18 protein-coding genes are annotated in these 15247 nt (G+C 64.1%); 11 read left to right on the top strand and 7 right to left on the bottom strand.

All coding sequences use genetic code 11. The features are described from left to right. Positions 1 to 19: 19 nt before the first annotated feature. Both F2P46_RS05280 and F2P46_RS05275 read left to right on the top strand, forming a co-directional pair. Positions 20 to 745, top strand: coding sequence for a hypothetical protein (locus F2P46_RS05280; RefSeq protein ID WP_229509086.1), 726 nt, complete (start codon positions 20 to 22; stop codon positions 743 to 745). Positions 746 to 844: 99 nt separating this feature from the next. Beyond that, entirely contained in the window at positions 845 to 1600 is a 756-nt protein-coding gene (locus F2P46_RS05275) for a GNAT family N-acetyltransferase (protein WP_166885924.1), read from the top strand. Positions 1601 to 1724: 124 nt separating this feature from the next. Here F2P46_RS05275 and F2P46_RS05270 read toward each other — a convergent pair whose 3' ends face one another. The 6 genes from F2P46_RS05270 to F2P46_RS05245 form a co-directional block, all read right to left on the bottom strand. Then, the gene (locus tag F2P46_RS05270) at positions 1725 to 2012 is read right to left on the bottom strand and encodes a hypothetical protein (protein ID WP_054263205.1); all 288 of its coding nucleotides are present in this window, start codon (positions 2010 to 2012) and stop codon (positions 1725 to 1727) included. Positions 2013 to 2187: 175 nt separating this feature from the next. Further along, the gene (locus F2P46_RS05265; RefSeq protein ID WP_166885922.1) at positions 2188 to 2844 is read right to left on the bottom strand and encodes an ABC transporter ATP-binding protein; all 657 of its coding nucleotides are present in this window, start codon (positions 2842 to 2844) and stop codon (positions 2188 to 2190) included. Between the two features lie 26 nt (positions 2845 to 2870). Continuing rightward, a complete protein-coding gene (gene phnE, locus F2P46_RS05260) occupies positions 2871 to 3662 on the bottom strand; it encodes a phosphonate ABC transporter, permease protein PhnE (RefSeq protein WP_166885920.1) in 792 nt (263 codons plus the stop codon). Then, positions 3659 to 4489: an ABC transporter permease gene (locus tag F2P46_RS05255; protein WP_166885918.1), complete on the bottom strand. Its 831-nt coding sequence runs from the start codon at positions 4487 to 4489 to the stop codon at positions 3659 to 3661. Before F2P46_RS05255 ends, phnE begins: the two co-directional genes overlap by 4 nt. A gap of 14 nt (positions 4490 to 4503) precedes the next feature. After that, positions 4504 to 5319, bottom strand: coding sequence for a phosphonate ABC transporter ATP-binding protein (locus F2P46_RS05250; protein WP_166885916.1), 816 nt, complete (start codon positions 5317 to 5319; stop codon positions 4504 to 4506). A gap of 17 nt (positions 5320 to 5336) precedes the next feature. Next, positions 5337 to 6224 carry a putative selenate ABC transporter substrate-binding protein gene (locus F2P46_RS05245; protein WP_166885914.1) on the bottom strand — a complete coding sequence of 296 codons (888 nt, stop codon included), beginning with the start codon at positions 6222 to 6224 and terminating at the stop codon, positions 5337 to 5339. Positions 6225 to 6361: 137 nt separating this feature from the next. Here F2P46_RS05245 and egtD point away from each other — a divergent pair, with 137 nt between their 5' ends. The 3 genes from egtD to F2P46_RS05230 are packed head-to-tail and all read left to right on the top strand — an operon-like array spanning position 6362 to position 9467. Beyond that, entirely contained in the window at positions 6362 to 7327 is a 966-nt protein-coding gene (egtD, locus tag F2P46_RS05240; protein ID WP_166885912.1) for an L-histidine N(alpha)-methyltransferase, read from the top strand. Next, positions 7324 to 8535, top strand: a complete 1212-nt coding sequence (gene egtB, locus F2P46_RS05235) for an ergothioneine biosynthesis protein EgtB (RefSeq protein WP_166885910.1) — start codon at positions 7324 to 7326, stop codon at positions 8533 to 8535. The genes egtD and egtB overlap by 4 nt, the downstream gene beginning before the upstream one ends. Continuing rightward, positions 8532 to 9467, top strand: coding sequence for a YihY/virulence factor BrkB family protein (locus F2P46_RS05230; protein WP_166885908.1), 936 nt, complete (start codon positions 8532 to 8534; stop codon positions 9465 to 9467). The genes egtB and F2P46_RS05230 overlap by 4 nt, the downstream gene beginning before the upstream one ends. A gap of 444 nt (positions 9468 to 9911) precedes the next feature. Here the strand turns inward: F2P46_RS05230 and F2P46_RS05225 are convergent, their stop codons facing one another. Then, a complete protein-coding gene (locus F2P46_RS05225; RefSeq protein ID WP_166885906.1) occupies positions 9912 to 10439 on the bottom strand; it encodes a hypothetical protein in 528 nt (175 codons plus the stop codon). Between the two features lie 372 nt (positions 10440 to 10811). On the opposite strand from F2P46_RS05225, the gene F2P46_RS05220 reads away from it, so the two are divergent. The 6 genes from F2P46_RS05220 (at position 10812) to F2P46_RS05195 (ending at position 15214) form a co-directional block, all read left to right on the top strand. Beyond that, on the top strand, positions 10812 to 11267 hold the full coding sequence (locus tag F2P46_RS05220) for a hypothetical protein (RefSeq protein WP_166885904.1): 456 nt from the start codon (positions 10812 to 10814) through the stop codon (positions 11265 to 11267). Then, positions 11260 to 11721, top strand: a complete 462-nt coding sequence (locus tag F2P46_RS05215) for an SUKH-3 domain-containing protein (RefSeq protein WP_166885902.1) — start codon at positions 11260 to 11262, stop codon at positions 11719 to 11721. The genes F2P46_RS05220 and F2P46_RS05215 overlap by 8 nt, the downstream gene beginning before the upstream one ends. A gap of 99 nt (positions 11722 to 11820) precedes the next feature. Further along, positions 11821 to 12501, top strand: coding sequence for a haloacid dehalogenase type II (locus F2P46_RS05210; RefSeq protein WP_166885900.1), 681 nt, complete (start codon positions 11821 to 11823; stop codon positions 12499 to 12501). A gap of 126 nt (positions 12502 to 12627) precedes the next feature. Further along, positions 12628 to 13092, top strand: coding sequence for a hypothetical protein (locus tag F2P46_RS05205; RefSeq protein ID WP_166885898.1), 465 nt, complete (start codon positions 12628 to 12630; stop codon positions 13090 to 13092). Further along, on the top strand, positions 13089 to 13982 hold the full coding sequence (locus tag F2P46_RS05200) for a lipopolysaccharide assembly protein LapB (protein WP_166885896.1): 894 nt from the start codon (positions 13089 to 13091) through the stop codon (positions 13980 to 13982). The genes F2P46_RS05205 and F2P46_RS05200 overlap by 4 nt, the downstream gene beginning before the upstream one ends. Then, a complete protein-coding gene (locus F2P46_RS05195; protein WP_166885894.1) occupies positions 13982 to 15214 on the top strand; it encodes an ATP-binding protein in 1233 nt (410 codons plus the stop codon). The genes F2P46_RS05200 and F2P46_RS05195 overlap by 1 nt, the downstream gene beginning before the upstream one ends. Positions 15215 to 15247: the final 33 nt, after the last annotated feature.

Here is a 15247-nt window from a genome sequence, read left to right as displayed (position 1 = left end):
TATTCAACGGAGTCACTCAATGACCAAGACAGCAAGCGCAAAAGCCAACGGACACGCCATTCCCGACCTGAAAGAGGTGGCCCCGGCCGCACGCGCCACCAGGACGGCGCCGAAGAAAGCCGGCGCAACGACGGCGACGACAAAGAAAACCGGCGCGACGAAGGCGGCACCGGCCAAGCCGGCCGCGACGACGCCTGAAGCGCCACGCGCCAAGGCGGCGGCCAAAGCGCCGGCCAAGGCTAGCGCCCGGGCGCCGCTCAAAGCGACTGTAAAGACCCCGGCGGCGCCGGGCAAGGGCGCCGTTAAAGCGGCGCCAGTCAAGCCGGCGGCGGCCAAGCCGATTGCAGCCAAGGCGGTAGCGGCCAAACCGGCAGCGGTGAAGCCTGCGGCAGCGAAGACGATTGCAGCCAAGCCGGCAAGCGCCAAGGCGGCCCCGAAACGCAGCGCGGCCACGCCAGCGAAGGCGGCGCCCAGGCAGGCCACGCCAGCGGCCGACGTCGACGCCGGCGCGCGCGAGAAGGCGCGCAAGCCCAAGCTGGTGCGCGACAGCTTCACCATGCCGGAGCAAGAGTACGCGGTGCTCGGCCAGGTCAAGAAAGCCTGCCTGAAAGCCGGCTTCGAGATCAAGAAGAGCGAACTGCTGCGCATCGGCGTGGCCCTGATCAGCGACCTCGATATCGCGACCTTGCAAAAAGTGCTGTCGAGCCTTCCGCAGCTCAAGACCGGCCGCCCGAAAAGCGAATAAGCCGGCAGCGCGCGTGTCATCAAGGTGACACGCGCTTGTCACTGGCATGACAAATTATGCAGTTAGTCTGTGCTTCGTTGCTACTCAAAAGGACGAAGCATGCACAACCTCCATTCCTCTCCAGAGACAAAGTCGGTCGCCCCGCGGCTGATCCTGAGCCTGGCATCGACGCCGGCCGAAGTGCGCGAAGTGCAGCGCCTGCGCTACAAGGTCTTCATCGAGACGATGGGCCTGGCCGCGCTGGTCAACGCCGAGCGGCTCGACCGCGACGAATTCGACGAGCATTGCGACCATCTGATCGTGCGCGACGCCTCCACCCTGAAAGTGGTGGGCACCTACCGCGTGCTCAGTCCCGCGAGGGCGCGCCTGGTCGGCCGCCTGTACGCCGAAAACGAATTCGACCTCGGTCGCCTGAACCATCTGCGCAACCGCATCATCGAAGCGGGACGCGCCTGCATCCATCCCAAATACCGGGGCGGCAGCGTGATCATGCTGCTGTGGGCCGGGCTGGCCGACTACATGCGGCGCGAGCGCTGCGATTTTCTGGCCGGTTGCGCCAGCATGAGCGTGGCCGACGGCGGCCACAATGCGGTGGCGGTGTACCAGTCGCTGATCTACAAGCACGCCGCGCCGGCTGAATACCGGGTCACCCCGCATTTGCCGTTCCCGATCCGCGCTTTGGCGCCGGCGGCCAGGGCGCAGGTGCCGGCGCTGGTCAAGGGCTATATGCGATCGGGCGCCTGGCTGTGCGGCGAGCCGGCCTGGGATCCTGATTTCGAGAGTGCGGATTTGTTCTTGCTGCTGCCGCTGGCGAACCTGGACAGCCGCTATGCGCGGCATTACGGGGTGGAGTAGCTGGCGTCCGCACGGGGGCTCGGTGTGGATGCAGTGGGAATGCGAAGAGATACAGCGTTACCATGTGCCGCTACAACGGGCGCCGGACAATGCGCTGCCGGCGCCAAGCAGCACGCTTTACCGCCTAGTGCATTGACGCGTTGGACAAGTCCTTCAAGTCGCGGATGCTCATATCCGACTTTTCGTGCATGCGCAGCAAAATCGTCGCACCCACGGCCAGTTTCCGATGACGGATCTTGCTGATGATTGGCGGCTGCACTTCCAGCACGCGGCACAACTCCGCATCGTTCTTGAGGTTCATCTTTTCGATCAAGGTGTCGAGCAGCTTGTTCGGCACAAAGCTCGATGGTTCGAGCGCTCGAGCGCGGTTCATCGCCTCGATCATTTCCAGTTTCTTTTGCCGTACGTTCATCGTACTCCTCCAAAGATTATTTTTTCATTGATGGGGGACTGATCGACTGTTGGTCAACTTCAACCCGTTTGTTACATTCTGATATATTTCATGCATCGCGGGTTTGGTTCGATGATACTACCGAAAGAATATACTCGCAGCAAAGTTGATAAATTAAACGACGGAAATGCGGCTTTTAACGCACATCTTGCACAATTTGCAATCCTGAGCGGGTCAAAATGAGGGTTTTGTCGGCTTGAGCGGCTGCGGCGTGAGAATGTGTGACCATGATGGCGGTCGCGCCGCTGGCTTTTACCTCGTTGCGCAGCAAGGCCAGAATGCTGTCGGCGGTCTCGGGATCGAGATTTCCGGTTGGTTCGTCGGCCAGCACCAGGGCCGGGCGGTGCACCAGCGCGCGCGCGATCGCCACGCGCTGCATTTCGCCGCCGGAGAGCTGGCGCGGGAAATCGCCGCCACGTCCTTTCAACCCGACCGCGGCCAGCATGGCGCCGGCGCGTTCCTGGCTTTGGCCGTTCAACAGCAGCGGCAGGGCCACATTCTGTTCCAGGGTCAGGTGCGGCAGCACGTGGAATGCCTGGAAGATGAAACCCATGCGCGTGCGGCGCAAGCTGGTGGCGGCATTGTCGTCGAGCGCCGACATGCTCTGGCCGTCGATCAGGATTTCGCCGCTGTCGGGCGCATCGAGCCCGGCGATGAGGTTCAGCAGGGTCGACTTGCCGACCCCGGATTCGCCCATGATGGCGACGAATTGACCAGCCTCGAATTGGTGCGACAGGCGGTTCAGGACAGGGCGGCCGTTGTAGTTTTTGGCGAGATCGCGCAGTTCGAGCATGGGTGTGGTCAGTCCTGTGAATACGATTAACGGGTCAGGGCGCGGCGCAGCGCAAAGCTGGCCGCATCGACCAGCGCCACCAGCAGCAGCATGGCGATGATGACGGTGGCCGCGCTTTGCATCTGGAACAGCGACAGGTGAAATTTGAGCATCTGGCCAAGGCCGCCGGCGCCGACCACGCCCAGCACGGCGGCGGCGCGGATATTGTTCTCCCAGCGGTACAGGGTGTACGAGAGCATCTGGGGCAGCGTTTGCGGCAGGGTGGCGTAGCAGAACGCGGCGCCGGGCGAGGCGCCGTTGGCAAGCAGCGAGCGTTCCGGGTGCGGGTCGGTGTTTTCCAGCGCATCGGCGAACAGGCGTCCGAGCACGCCGCTGGTGTGCGCCGCCAGCGCCAGGGTGCCGGCGAACGGCCCCAAACCGGCGGCCACCAGCAGCAGCGAGGCCCATACCAGTTCCGGAATCGAGCGCAGCACGTTGAGCAGGGCGCGCGCGACGGCGCGCTGGATGCGGCCGAAGCGCCCCGCGGCCGACATCGACAGCGCCAGGCCGCCGCCCACCGCCAGCAGGGTGCCGATGGCCGACATCGACAGCGTTTCCAGGGCGGCCAGCGCGGTCTTGCGCAAGAACGCCGGCGCGGTCTCGGGCGGGGCGAAGCCGGCCAAAAATTCCATCGTCACCGTGGCCGCGTCGGGCGAGAAAAAGGCCGACCATTGCAGCGGCAGCGAGGCGAAGCTGGCCACCACCAGCGCCAGCAGGGATGCGCCGAGCAGCCAGGTCGACCACTGGCGCGGCGGGGCGGAAGGCAGGCGGCGCGTCATCCGAGCCTGGCGCGCAACAGTTTGGAGACCCAGTCGGCCAGCGCCACCAGCAGCACGAACATGATCAGCATGGTGCACACTTCGCCGCCGGCCATCATGCGGGTCGATTCATCCATGCGCTGACCGAGTCCGCCGGCGCCCACGAAACCGATCACCGCCGAGCCGCGGATGGCGCACTCCCAGCGGTAGACGGTGTACGACACCAGTTCGGCGCCCGATTCGGGCAAGGCGCCGTACAGCAGGGCGGCCAGGCGCGAGGCGCCGTTCGCCAGCAGCGTTTCGGTGGCGTGGGCGTCGGACGATTCGAGGATTTCGGCGTACACCTTGCCCAGCATGCCGCAGTAAGTGAGCGCAATGGCCAGCACGCCGGCGGTCGGGCCAAGGCCCACCACGCGCACGAACAGGATTGCCCATACCAGTTCGGGCACGCTGCGCAGCAGCACCAGCACCCAGCGCACCAGCTGGCGCAGCGCGCTGGCGGCCCAGTGCATGCGCCCCGTGCCCAGGCGCGAGACCGACAGGCGCTCGGTGACGATCAGGGTGGCGGGAATGGCGCCGAGCAGCGCCAGGGTCAGGCCGGCGGTGGCGATGGCCACCGTTTGCCAGGTTTCGCGCAGCACCATCGACAAAAACTCGGGCGAATGGGCCGGCGTCAGGAAGCCGATCAAAAAACCGCCGGCGGCCTTCAGGCTTTGCAGGTCGAACAGGATCCACGGTTTGAATTCGCTCAACACCATGGCGGGCCATAGCAGCGCCGCGCCAATGACGACCATGGCCACGCGCGCATGCCATGCCGGGTCCGGATGTTGTTGGAGGGAAGGGGGCATGCGCTGCGGGCAGGCTAAAAGCAGGCGCCGATGGCCAGGCGATCAGGCGTCGCGTGCGTTTCGTGCGGATGCGGCGTGACCGATTCGTTCTGGTACAGGGCGGCGATCATGGCGTCGCTGACGTCGTCGCGCGCGCAATCGAACACGATGCGGCCGTCGCGCAGCCCGACGATGCGGGCAAAATTGGCGCGCGCCATCTCCACCTGGTGCAGGCTGCAGATCAGGGTGGCGTTACGCCTTGCCGCCTCTTGCTGCAGGGCCGAGAGGGTCAGTTGCGACAGCGCCGGGTCGAGCGCGGAGAGCGGCTCGTCGACCAGGAACACCTTGGCCGACGAGAGCAGCAGGCGCGCCAGGCCGCAGCGCTGGCGCTCGCCGCCCGACAAGCGGTCGACCCGCGCATACAGTTTGTCGCCAAGGCCGAAGCGGGCCAGCGCATCGTAGGCGGCATCCGGATCGAGTGGCTTGAACAAGGAGGACAGCGCCTGGAGCAGGCTCCAGTGCGGCAGGCGCGCCGCCAGCACCGCGCTGACCACGCGCTGGCGCGGCGGCAGGGGCGGCGTTTGCGGCGCCAGGAACAGGTTGGCGCGCAGGCGGTGGCGCGCCTTGCCGCTCAAGGCCCATGGGTGCCGGCCGAAGGCCTGGAACACGCCGTCGGCCGGCGCGTGGGCGCACGCCAGGGTGTGCAGCAAGGTGGTCTTGCCGGCGCCGGAAGGGCCGATCACGGCCAGTTGCTCGCCTTGTTCCACCACCAGGTCGATCGCGTGCAGCGCAGGCGCGCGCGTGCCGGCCTGGTGACGCACGGTGAGTTTTTCGAGCCGGTAGGTGGTCATGCGCGAGCGTCGCTTGCTTACTTGAGCAGCTTGGCGCTGCGCGCGGCCGCTTCGATGGACTTGTAATTGTCGGGCGTGGTCGGCACGAACTTGGAGGCTTTTTGCAGCTCCAGGATTTCCTTGCCTTCAGGCGTGGACTTGTCGAGGGCGAGGAAGGCGTCGGTCAGCTTCTTTTTCATCGCGGCCGGCATGTCGGAGCGTACGCTCCAGTTGTAGTCGAAGTAGCCGGGGGTGGTGTAGAACACGCGCACGGCGGCCGGATCGACCTTCTTCTCGGCGACCAGTTTTTCCCAGACCGAGATATTGAGCGCGCCCGCGTCGACCTTGCCGCCGGCGACAGCGGCCACGGTGGCGTCGTGCGCGCCGGAGTAGGCCACGCGTTTGAGGTCGGCGTCCGGATCGATCTTGGCGGCCAGCAGGTACGAGCGCGGCATCAGGTGGCCCGAGGTTGACGACTCGGAACCGAAGCTCAGGGTCTTGCCCTTGAGGTCATCGAGCTTGTTGATGTCGGCCTTGGTGGTGACGAACACCGAGCGGAAGGCGGTATCTTCCTGGCGCTGCACCAGCGGCGTGACCTGGCCCTTGCTGCGCACATTGGCCTGCACGAAGGTGAAGCCGCCGAACCAGACCAGGTCGAGGCGCTTGTTGACCAGGCCTTCGACGGCGGCCGGATAATCGGTGACCGGGGTGAATTCGACTTTCAGGCCGGTGGCCTTGGCCAGGTAGTCGCCCAGCGGCTTGAACTTGCGCTGCAATTCGGTCGGCGCTTCGTCGGGAATGGCCGACACGCGCAGCACGCCCGGAGTGACTTGGGCGAGGGCGCTGGCGCCGGCCAGCAGCAAGGTGGCGCCGATTGATGCAGCCAGCATGGTTTTAAGGGTGCGCCGGGTGGAGAAATTGGTCATGGTAGCCTGTCTTGGGAAGGTCGATGGGGGAGCCGGCCAGCGAGCACGCTTGAACGCCGGGTGGACCGTGAAATACGGGATATTCAGCTATGATAACAAAAACACCCACGCAGCGATTTCGATTGACCAATAAAACTATGCCGACCTCCAGCCTGGCCGATGCGCGCGACGCGCGCTCGGGCGACGCCATTGCCTCCGAACTGCGTGCCGGCCTGCTCGGCAGGGAGGCGGCGATTTCGCCCAAATTTCTCTACGACGCGCTCGGTTCGCGCCTGTTCGAGGCCATTTGCGAACTGCCCGAGTATTATCCGACCCGCACCGAGGCGTCCATCGCGGTGCGCCACGGGGCCGAGATCGCGCGCGCTGTCGGTCCCGGCGCCACCATGATCGACCTGGGCGCGGGCAACTGCGCCAAGGCGGCGCGCCTGTTCCCGCTGCTGCATCCGGCCCAGTATGTGGCCATCGATATCTCGGTCGATTTCCTGCGCGAGTCGATCGAGCGGCTGCAACAGCGCTTTCCGCATATCGAGATGACCGGGCTGGGGCTCGATTTTTCGGAGGGGCTTGCGTTGCCGGGCGTGGTGCGTGCGGAAAAGCGGCTGTTTTTCTATCCCGGTTCGTCGATCGGCAACTACACGCCGGAGCAGGCGCGCGCTTTCCTGCGCCGCTTGCGCGACGGCTGCGATGACGATGGCGCGCTGCTGATCGGGATCGACCTGGTCAAGGACGCCGCCACCCTCGACGCGGCCTACGACGACGCCATCGGCGTCACGGCGGCCTTTAACCTGAACATCCTGCGCCACGTGAACGAGCTCATCGGCGCAGATTTCAACGTGGCGCAGTGGCGTCACCGCGGCTTTTTCAATCCCATCGAGAGCCGGGTCGAGATGCACCTCGAAGCGCGCGAAGCTTTGAGCGTGCGCTGGCCGGGCGGCGAACGATTTTTTACGGCGGGCGAGCGTATTCATACCGAGAACAGTTACAAGTACCGCCAGAGCGCGGCGGTCGGCCTGTTGGAACAGGGCGGATTTCGCAGCGTGCATGTGTGGACCGATCCCGATCAGTGGTTCGCGGTCGTCTACGCGCGTGCGATACCGCGATGAGCATGCGCGATCTCTACGACGGCGTGCGCAAACGCTCGCTGATGCTGGCCGAACCGCTCTCGGACGAAGACTGCGGCGCCCAGTCGATGCCCGACGCCAGCCCGGTCAAATGGCACCTGGCGCATACCACCTGGTTTTTCGAGACGTTCATACTAGAGCGCTTCGAAGAAGGCTTCGCGCCGTTTCATCCGGCCTTCCGGGTCCTGTTCAACTCCTATTACAACGGCATCGGCGAGCGCCATCCGCGCGCCCAGCGCTCCTTGCTGACCCGTCCCGCCATGCGCGAGGTGCGCGCTTACCGCGCCAATGTGGATGCGCGCGTGGCGCGTTTGCTGGCGGCGCAGCCGGACGACGACCTGCTGCGCCTGCTGGAACTCGGTTTGCAGCACGAGCAGCAGCACCAGGAACTCATTCTCACCGATGTGAAGCACATGCTGGCGCAGAACGCCATGTGGCCCGCGTATATGGATAGCGCGCTGCCACGTTCGCCATCGGCCGCGCCGCTGGCGTGGATCGCTTTTGACGGCGGCCTGGCCGACATCGGCCACGCGGATGCCGGCTTTTGCTTCGATAACGAACTGCCGCGCCACCGCCAGTATGTGGCGCCGTTTGCGCTGGCCTCGCGCCTGGTCACCAATGGCGAATACCTGACCTTCATCGAGGCCGGCGGCTACCGCGAGCCGGCGCTGTGGTTGTCCGAGGGCTGGGACCGCGTGTGCGAGCTGACACTGGCGCACCCGCTGTACTGGCAGCGCGACGCGCACGGGCAGTGGCACGAATTTACCCTGCACGGCTTGCTGCCGCTCGATCCTGCGCGGCCGGTCACGCATCTGTCACTGTATGAAGCCGACGCCTTCGCGCACTGGATGGGCGCGCGCCTGCCGACCGAGGCCGAGTGGGAAGTCGCCTGCGCCGGCATCGGCACGCTCGCGGGCGGTTTGCATCCGGCTTGCGCGCCGCATGGCGAGGGCTTGCGGCAGATGTTCGGCGAGTGCTGGCAGTGGACCAGCAGCAGTTACGCGCCGTATCCCGGCTACGCCTGCGCGCCCGGCGCGCTGGGCGAATACAACGGCAAATTCATGCTCAACCAATACGTGCTGCGCGGCTCCTCGTGCGCCACGCCGCCGGGGCATGCGCGCGCCAGCTACCGCAACTTCTTCCCGGCCGGCGCGCGCTGGCAGTTCACCGGCATCAGGCTCGCGCGATGAAGGGCACCAGAGGTTTGCGCTTGCGTATATTGAACCGCCGGGCCAACGCGTATGTGCTCGGCCATCCGCTCGAATTCGCGTGGCGTACGCTCAAGGGCTTCAAGGCCAACCAGGGCTTGCTGCTGGCCGGCGCGGTGGCCTATTACGCTTTGCTGTCGATCGTGCCGTTCCTGATGCTGGTGGTGGTGGCGCTGTCGCACTTCATCGACCAGGCCGAGTTGCTCTCGACCCTGGGTCGCTACCTGGAGTGGCTGGTGCCGGGGCAGTCGAAAGCCATCGTGGGCGAACTGGCGCACTTCATGGACGATCGCGACCTGGTGACCTGGGTGCTGTTCGCCAGCATGCTGTTTTTTAGCTCGCTCGCCTTCACCGCGCTGGAAAACGCGATGAGCGTGATCTTCCATCACCGCGTGGCGATCCGGCGGCGGCGCTTTTTGATATCGGCGATCCTGCCTTACTGTTATATCCTTGCGCTCGGCGCGGGTATCATGATCGTGACGCTGGTGGCGGGCACCTTGCAGGTGATGGGCGAGGAGAGCGTGCACTTTCTCGGCTACGAATGGTCGCTCGGCGGGGTCTCGGGCGTGCTGCTGTACTGCCTGGGACTGAGCGGGGAAATCCTGGTGCTCAGTTCCATCTACCTGGTAATGCCGGTGGGGCGGCTGTCGCTGTCGCACGCGCTTATTGGCGGCGTGACGGCGGCGCTGCTGTGGGAAATCGCGCGCCATGTGCTGGTCTGGTACTTTTCGACCTTGTCGCAGGTGAATTTGGTGTACGGGTCGATGACGACCGCGATCGTGGTCATGTTCAGCCTGGAGATCGGGGCGACCTTGCTGCTGTTCGGCGCGCAGGTGATTTCGGAATACGAGCGGGCCGGGCGCAATGAGCAGAACAAGGAACCGATACCGATGACGACGCGGTCGGCCGATTGATTGCGCAAGAGAGCGACAACAAGATAGCGAGAATAGAGCGATAAAGTTTGCTGCATCGCACAAACGTGTGCTACACTACGTTCAGTGGTGAGGTTCAAATGAACCGAAACCCTATCCGGAGCCTGCACCGCCGCGCAATATGTGTAATGTCGCAAGGTAGATGGTCGCAACCGCCTGGATTTGTAATTCCGAATACGGTAGTCGATTTACACGTCAGGGCACCACGCAGATAGCATGGGCGCCTGGGACACGATTAAAGCATTGGTACTACATTGGATTAGAGCTCGCTTCGGCGGGCTTTTTTTTCGTCCGTTTTTTACTTCAGGATGCGCGCATGGTGAGCAGGGCGATGCGCCGGCGCCGGCAGAGCTTTGTCGATAGGGCTGTCAGGGACGCGCCGCCAGGACGCGCCCCGGCCAAGCGGCGCGGCCATCGTTCACGAACTCAGGCGGAAAACGTCGTTCGTCCCGGCGCCGCGCCGGCCGGCAAGCCGGGGTTCTGCAGCGGCAGGCCGAACTGCTCGAACGGAATGTCGCTCATGAAGGTCCACCAGGCGGAATGCACGGTGCGGGCATCGCTGACCGGGTCGTCCGCCGGCACGCGTTCGATGTCGAATGCGCAGTCGATGCTGCAATCGCAGTTGGCGGCGGCCGTCAGGCCGCGCCAGTCGGGCGGCGGCGTCATCTTGTTCATATGCGCAGATACGCCGACCATCCTGGCGCGCAGGCCGGTGCTGGCGGTCCAGTCGATGTCGCAGGTGTTGAGCCATGCATGATAGATCCGGGTGGTTCCCAGTTCCTTGCGCAGGCGGGCCATTTCGTGCTCGCTCAGAAAACCATCTTGCTTGAGTGCCCAGAAGGTGCCGGTTTCTTGCCAGTAGGCGACCGCCTTGAGGGTTGCGCTACCGCTGCGCGCGCCCAGGGCTCGGGTGACTGCAGCTTGCAGCTCGGATTTGTTGGAATAATCTGGCATGGGGTTCTCCGTTTCGACGTCATTCGTATGGGATCAACATGCAACGCTTACTCGGATTCTTCCCGGGCTTGGTGAGGGCGATGCCGGACTGTGGCTCGCCTGGAAGCGCATGCTTGTAATATGATCTATATCAAGTTCCGTGCCAGCGCCGGAGCGGGCTGGATTTTCGCTCCCTGCCCGGCGGCATGGCAAAGTGCCGCTGCGCGAGCGTGTCAACATCGGTCTTTTTACATGCAAGCGATTACACCTGATTGTAAAGACGATCCATCCTGGCGTGTGGCTTTACATGCTGGCGCTGGCTGCCAGCAGCCCACTTCCATTAACCAGCTTCAGGCCCCTGAAGCACTGCGACGAATGCGTAAGCCAAACCTCATGATTGCAGAAACCTACCCCAGGCCGGAATTGATTCTCGCCGTCACCTGTTCACATTGCTCACAGGAAGCCTCGGTCTCGGTTGGCTATGGCGACCACGCCGGCACCCTGCGCATTTGCGAGGAATTCCATTGCGTTCACTGCGGGCGGAGGTGGCATGCGGACGACACGGGATTCCTGCAGCCGGGGCCACGCGCGCGCATGCTCGAGGCATTCGGCGAGTGGACGGTCTCGATGGGGCGGGCGAGGTCGACATTCGACACCGTCAAGGTGCTGCGCGCTGCCCTCGGCCTCGAACTGGTCGCCGCATATGCCTTGCTCAAGCATGAATCGGGGATCGTGTTCGCCGGGACGGTGCAGGAGTGCGAGTGGCTGACGCGATTGCTAGAAAAGGCCGGGGAAAGCCCGATGATGAACGCGCTGACGCCGATGTCGGAGAGCTGCCGCAATGGGTAATATGCAGTTGATATTTGACGCGACGACGTACGAGTATCTGAGAAAAATGCGATGGACCCCGCATCGCGAGGTTCTTCCGGCACCATTTCTCGCCTGCTTGGTCGCCGACGGCTATACGGTATTCCCTAAGGCAAAACAGTTCTTTCAGCGCTTTGGCGGACTGGGGGGCGACATGCCCGCGTACCGGGTTGAGGGTGCGCTCGATCGTATCGATTTCGATCCGGCGCGTGCCATCGCTTGTACCTGCCGCGAGACGGTGCGCGAGTACGAAGCGCGCGTGCAAGAACAACTGGCCGTGATCGGCATGGCGTATAACGGCTACATGACCTTGCTGTTATCTGAGTCCGGCCGCATGTTCGGCGGCTACGACGACTTTCTGTGCCTGATCGGTACCGATGTGCAGGACGGCATGAACAAGCTGTTCAACCGGCGCCAGATGCCGGAATTGCCGTAGGCGTACGGTGCCCTGCACCGAATACAACAGCGTGTGCCCCGCAGGCAGGAAGCTCTCCTCGAAAATGGTACATTGGCTGTAACGACAGAGGAGAGGCCCATGCCAAAAATCCACGCGATTATCTTCGATCTGTACGGCACCTTGTACGACGTGCATTCGGTGTCCCAAGCCTGCGAGCAAGCCTACCCCGGCCATGGCGAGTCCATCGCCCGCCTGTGGCGCCAGACCCAGATGGACTACACCTGGCTGCGCAGCCTGATGGAGCGATACGCCGATTTCGACACCGTCACCGAAGACGCCCTGCGCTTTACCTGCGCCAAACTGGGCCTGCCGCTGCTGGCCGGCACCGTGCGCCAGCTCAGCGACCAGTACCTGCGGCTCGACCCCCATCCCGAAACCCCGGCCACCCTGCGCCGCCTGCGCGACGCCGGCGTGCCGATGCTGATCGCCTCGAACGGCTCGCGCCACACCATCAACCAGGTGGTGGCGAATTCGGGCTTGAAATGGGCCTTCGGCCAGTTCGTCAGTGTCGATGAGGTCGAGGTGTTCAAGCCGCACCGCAAGATTTACCTGCTGGCCGAGCAGCGCGCCGGCTATCCGCGCGAGAACATCCTTTATGTGTCCGCCAACGGCTGGGACGCGAGTGCGGCCAGTTTGTTCGGCTTTCCGGTATGCTGGGTCAATCGCGATGGCGGCCCGCTCGAAGAGCTCGGCGCCTCGCCCGCCGTCATCGTGCCCGACCTGGCCGCGATGGCCGACTGGTTGCTCGCCCTGCACTGACGCCCGCATCGAGCAGATCACTGGAAGGCAGCGCGAAATTTGCGTATGATGCGGATTCTGTTTCGCCCCACCATTTCGCGTCACCACTTCGCATCACCATTTATTACATATTTCATCCAACACCCCATGCGCGAAAGCCTGCTCACTCCGTCGCTCTCGCCCTCCGCAGCGCCAGCTGCCAAGCTGTATTCGCTGCAATCGTCCTTTGTGCTGGCGTTTTTCGGCGGGCCGTTTGCGATCATCCTGTATTCGGCGCTCAATTCCTGGAAGCTCAGGCGGCCGCTCGACGCACTGGTCTACCTGGCCGGCCTGGCGCTGGCTGTAACTTATCTCGTCGCCATGCTGACCCGGTATGCGCCGCTCGTGAGGTTGATCGATGTCATCGGCAACAGCGGGGGCGAGGCCTTGTGGCGCGCGCTGGCGCTGGCGTTGACAGGCATTGTGTATCTCCTGCACCGCAAGCAACACCGTTCCGCCGCCTTGTTCGGCGCCACGGCGCCGTCGCCATGGATTCCGGCGATTGCCTGCGCCATCCTGGCGTACGGCATGAAAAAAGCGGTGCAGTTCTACGTTGTGGCTGGCCTCGCATGAACGATCATGGTGTGTTATCGGCGCGCGATTACAGCCGGCGCGTGCAGGGCTTGATCGAGCGCAACCGCTATGCGCAAGCGCGCGATGAGCTGGGGGAGGCGCTGGCCCAGTATCCCGACGACAGCGACTTGCTGTACGGCGCTGCGCTGGTCGATTACCTGACCGGCAAACCGGACGACGCGCGCGAAGCCTTGCTGCGCGTGCTCAGCCGAGAGCCCGGCCATTTCGCGGCCCGCTCGCTGCTCGCCACCGTGTACCAGGACAGCGGCGAACTGCCTGCGGCCGAATTGGTGCTGATCGAGCTGCTCAGGGATTACCCGGAGTCCGGCCATCATTACGCGCGCTACGCCATGCTGATGTACCGCACCATGCACATCGACAAGGCCAAGGCGCTGGCGCACGAAGCGCTGCGCCTCGATCCGGACGATGAACTGGCCCTGATCGCCTGCATGATGGGCGACCTGATCGATGGCCGCAAAGGCGCCGAGCAGGAGCGCCTGGCCGCCTTGATGGGCCGCCATCCCGAAAGCGCGGGCACGGCCCACATGCTGATCACCCATCTGGTGCGCCGTGGCAAATACCGGGCCGCCAAGCGGATTGCCATCGAACTGTTGAAACTCAATCCCGGCTCGCGCGAGATCCTCGAACTGGTGGTCGAACTCGATGCCCTGAGCCACTGGAGCATGTTGCCGCTGTGGCCGTTCAACCGCTGGGGCTGGGCGGCGTCGGTCGTCTTGTGGGTGGTGACGGTGGCCGTGTTCAGTGGCGCCGGTAAAATTGCCCCGCATATCCTCGGTCCGCTCAATATCCTCCTTCTCGGTTATTGTGCGTACTCCTGGATTTTTCCCTCTTTGCTCAAGCGCTGGCTGAAACGCCGCGCAGGAATTTGATGACCATGACTATGTCGCGTGAACAATACGAAGCGTCGCTGGTAAGCGATCCGTTCAACACTGCCAACCGGCTCGCCTACGCCCGCCTGCTGCTCGACGAAAACGATGCCGCCGCCGCGCTGGTGCAGTTCGAGCTGGCCGAACGGCAGTCGCCCGATGCGGCCGCCTCGAGCGGCAAGGCGCAGGCGCTGCTGGCGCTTGGCAGCAACAGCGATGCGCTGGCCGCCTACGGCCGCGCACGCCAGCAGGATGGCTTCGTGCCGGTGCCGGCGCTGGAACAGTTGCAGCAGAGTGCGCGTCCGGCTTCGGGGCCGGCGCTGTCGCTGGTGGGGCAGAGCGCCAACGTGGTGCCGCTCAAGCCGCAAGCGCCGGACGCGGTGCGCTTTGCCGATGTGGGCGGGATGGAAGACTTGAAGAAGATGTTGCGCCTGCACATCATCGAGCCGTTTTTGCGGCCGTCGCTGTTTGCCAAGTTCAAGAAGCAGGGCGGCGGCGGGATTTTGCTGTACGGCCCGCCCGGCTGCGGCAAGACCATGATCGCGCGCGCGATTGCGAACGAGTGCAATGCCTCGTTCGTGTCGGTCGGCATCAGCGAAGTGTTGAACATGTGGATGGGCGAGAGCGAGCGCAACCTGGCGCAACTGTTCGAAAAGGCGCGCGCGCAAAAACCGTGCGTGCTGTTTTTCGACGAACTCGATGCGCTGGCGTTTTCGCGTTCCAAGGCGCAGAGCGAGCACAGCCGCACGATCGTGAATGAATTCTTGTCGCAGCTCGACGGTTTCGAGCGCGACAACCGCGACGTGCTGTTCCTGGCAGCGACTAATATGCCGTGGGATGTGGACCAGGCGATGAAGCGCACCGGCCGCTTTGCGCGCCAACTGTTCGTGCCACCGCCGGATGCCGAAGCGCGCAAGCACATCATCAACATCAAGCTGCGCGAGGTGCCGGTGGATGGCGTGGATATCGATGCGCTGGTGGCGGCGACGCCGCATTTTTCGGGCGCCGATATCGATGGCGTGATCGACCTGGCCAAGGAGAGCGCGATTCACGATATTTTGTCGGGCAATCCGGAGCGGCCGATTGGGCCGGGCGATATTGCGTATGCCTTGGATGCGATGCAGCCGTCCACGGTGGAGTGGCTGAAAACGGCGCGCAATCTGGTCCGCTACGCGGGCAGCGACGACAGTTATCGCGACGTGGAAAAGTATCTGAAGAAGACCAAGTTCATTTGATCTTGCGCCGTCCCCGCGCCGCTGGGCGGGGAC

It is taken from the genome of Massilia sp. CCM 8734, from assembly GCF_011682155.1.
GTDB classification, from domain to species: Bacteria; Pseudomonadota; Gammaproteobacteria; order Burkholderiales; family Burkholderiaceae_D; genus Telluria_A; species Telluria_A rubra.
This window is presented reverse-complemented; position numbering and strand designations above follow the sequence as displayed.

What these genes read in the sequence shown, in the direction of transcription:
- F2P46_RS05225 (WP_166885906.1), bottom strand. Translation starts at nt 10,439, where the DNA reads ATGCCAGATTATTCCAACAAATCCGAGCTGCAAGCTGCAGTCACCCGA.
- egtB (WP_166885910.1), top strand. Translation starts at nt 7,324, where the DNA reads ATGAGCATGCGCGATCTCTACGACGGCGTGCGCAAACGCTCGCTGATG.
- egtD (WP_166885912.1), top strand. Translation starts at nt 6,362, where the DNA reads ATGCCGACCTCCAGCCTGGCCGATGCGCGCGACGCGCGCTCGGGCGAC.
- F2P46_RS05265 (WP_166885922.1), bottom strand. Translation starts at nt 2,844, where the DNA reads ATGCTCGAACTGCGCGATCTCGCCAAAAACTACAACGGCCGCCCTGTC.
- F2P46_RS05220 (WP_166885904.1), top strand. Translation starts at nt 10,812, where the DNA reads ATGATTGCAGAAACCTACCCCAGGCCGGAATTGATTCTCGCCGTCACC.
- F2P46_RS05210 (WP_166885900.1), top strand. Translation starts at nt 11,821, where the DNA reads ATGCCAAAAATCCACGCGATTATCTTCGATCTGTACGGCACCTTGTAC.
- F2P46_RS05230 (WP_166885908.1), top strand. Translation starts at nt 8,532, where the DNA reads ATGAAGGGCACCAGAGGTTTGCGCTTGCGTATATTGAACCGCCGGGCC.
- phnE (WP_166885920.1), bottom strand. Translation starts at nt 3,662, where the DNA reads ATGACGCGCCGCCTGCCTTCCGCCCCGCCGCGCCAGTGGTCGACCTGG.
- F2P46_RS05280 (WP_229509086.1), top strand. Translation starts at nt 20, where the DNA reads ATGACCAAGACAGCAAGCGCAAAAGCCAACGGACACGCCATTCCCGAC.
- F2P46_RS05270 (WP_054263205.1), bottom strand. Translation starts at nt 2,012, where the DNA reads ATGAACGTACGGCAAAAGAAACTGGAAATGATCGAGGCGATGAACCGC.
- F2P46_RS05255 (WP_166885918.1), bottom strand. Translation starts at nt 4,489, where the DNA reads ATGCCCCCTTCCCTCCAACAACATCCGGACCCGGCATGGCATGCGCGC.
- F2P46_RS05245 (WP_166885914.1), bottom strand. Translation starts at nt 6,224, where the DNA reads ATGACCAATTTCTCCACCCGGCGCACCCTTAAAACCATGCTGGCTGCA.
- F2P46_RS05195 (WP_166885894.1), top strand. Translation starts at nt 13,982, where the DNA reads ATGACCATGACTATGTCGCGTGAACAATACGAAGCGTCGCTGGTAAGC.
- F2P46_RS05250 (WP_166885916.1), bottom strand. Translation starts at nt 5,319, where the DNA reads ATGACCACCTACCGGCTCGAAAAACTCACCGTGCGTCACCAGGCCGGC.
- F2P46_RS05205 (WP_166885898.1), top strand. Translation starts at nt 12,628, where the DNA reads ATGCGCGAAAGCCTGCTCACTCCGTCGCTCTCGCCCTCCGCAGCGCCA.
- F2P46_RS05200 (WP_166885896.1), top strand. Translation starts at nt 13,089, where the DNA reads ATGAACGATCATGGTGTGTTATCGGCGCGCGATTACAGCCGGCGCGTG.
- F2P46_RS05215 (WP_166885902.1), top strand. Translation starts at nt 11,260, where the DNA reads ATGGGTAATATGCAGTTGATATTTGACGCGACGACGTACGAGTATCTG.
- F2P46_RS05275 (WP_166885924.1), top strand. Translation starts at nt 845, where the DNA reads ATGCACAACCTCCATTCCTCTCCAGAGACAAAGTCGGTCGCCCCGCGG.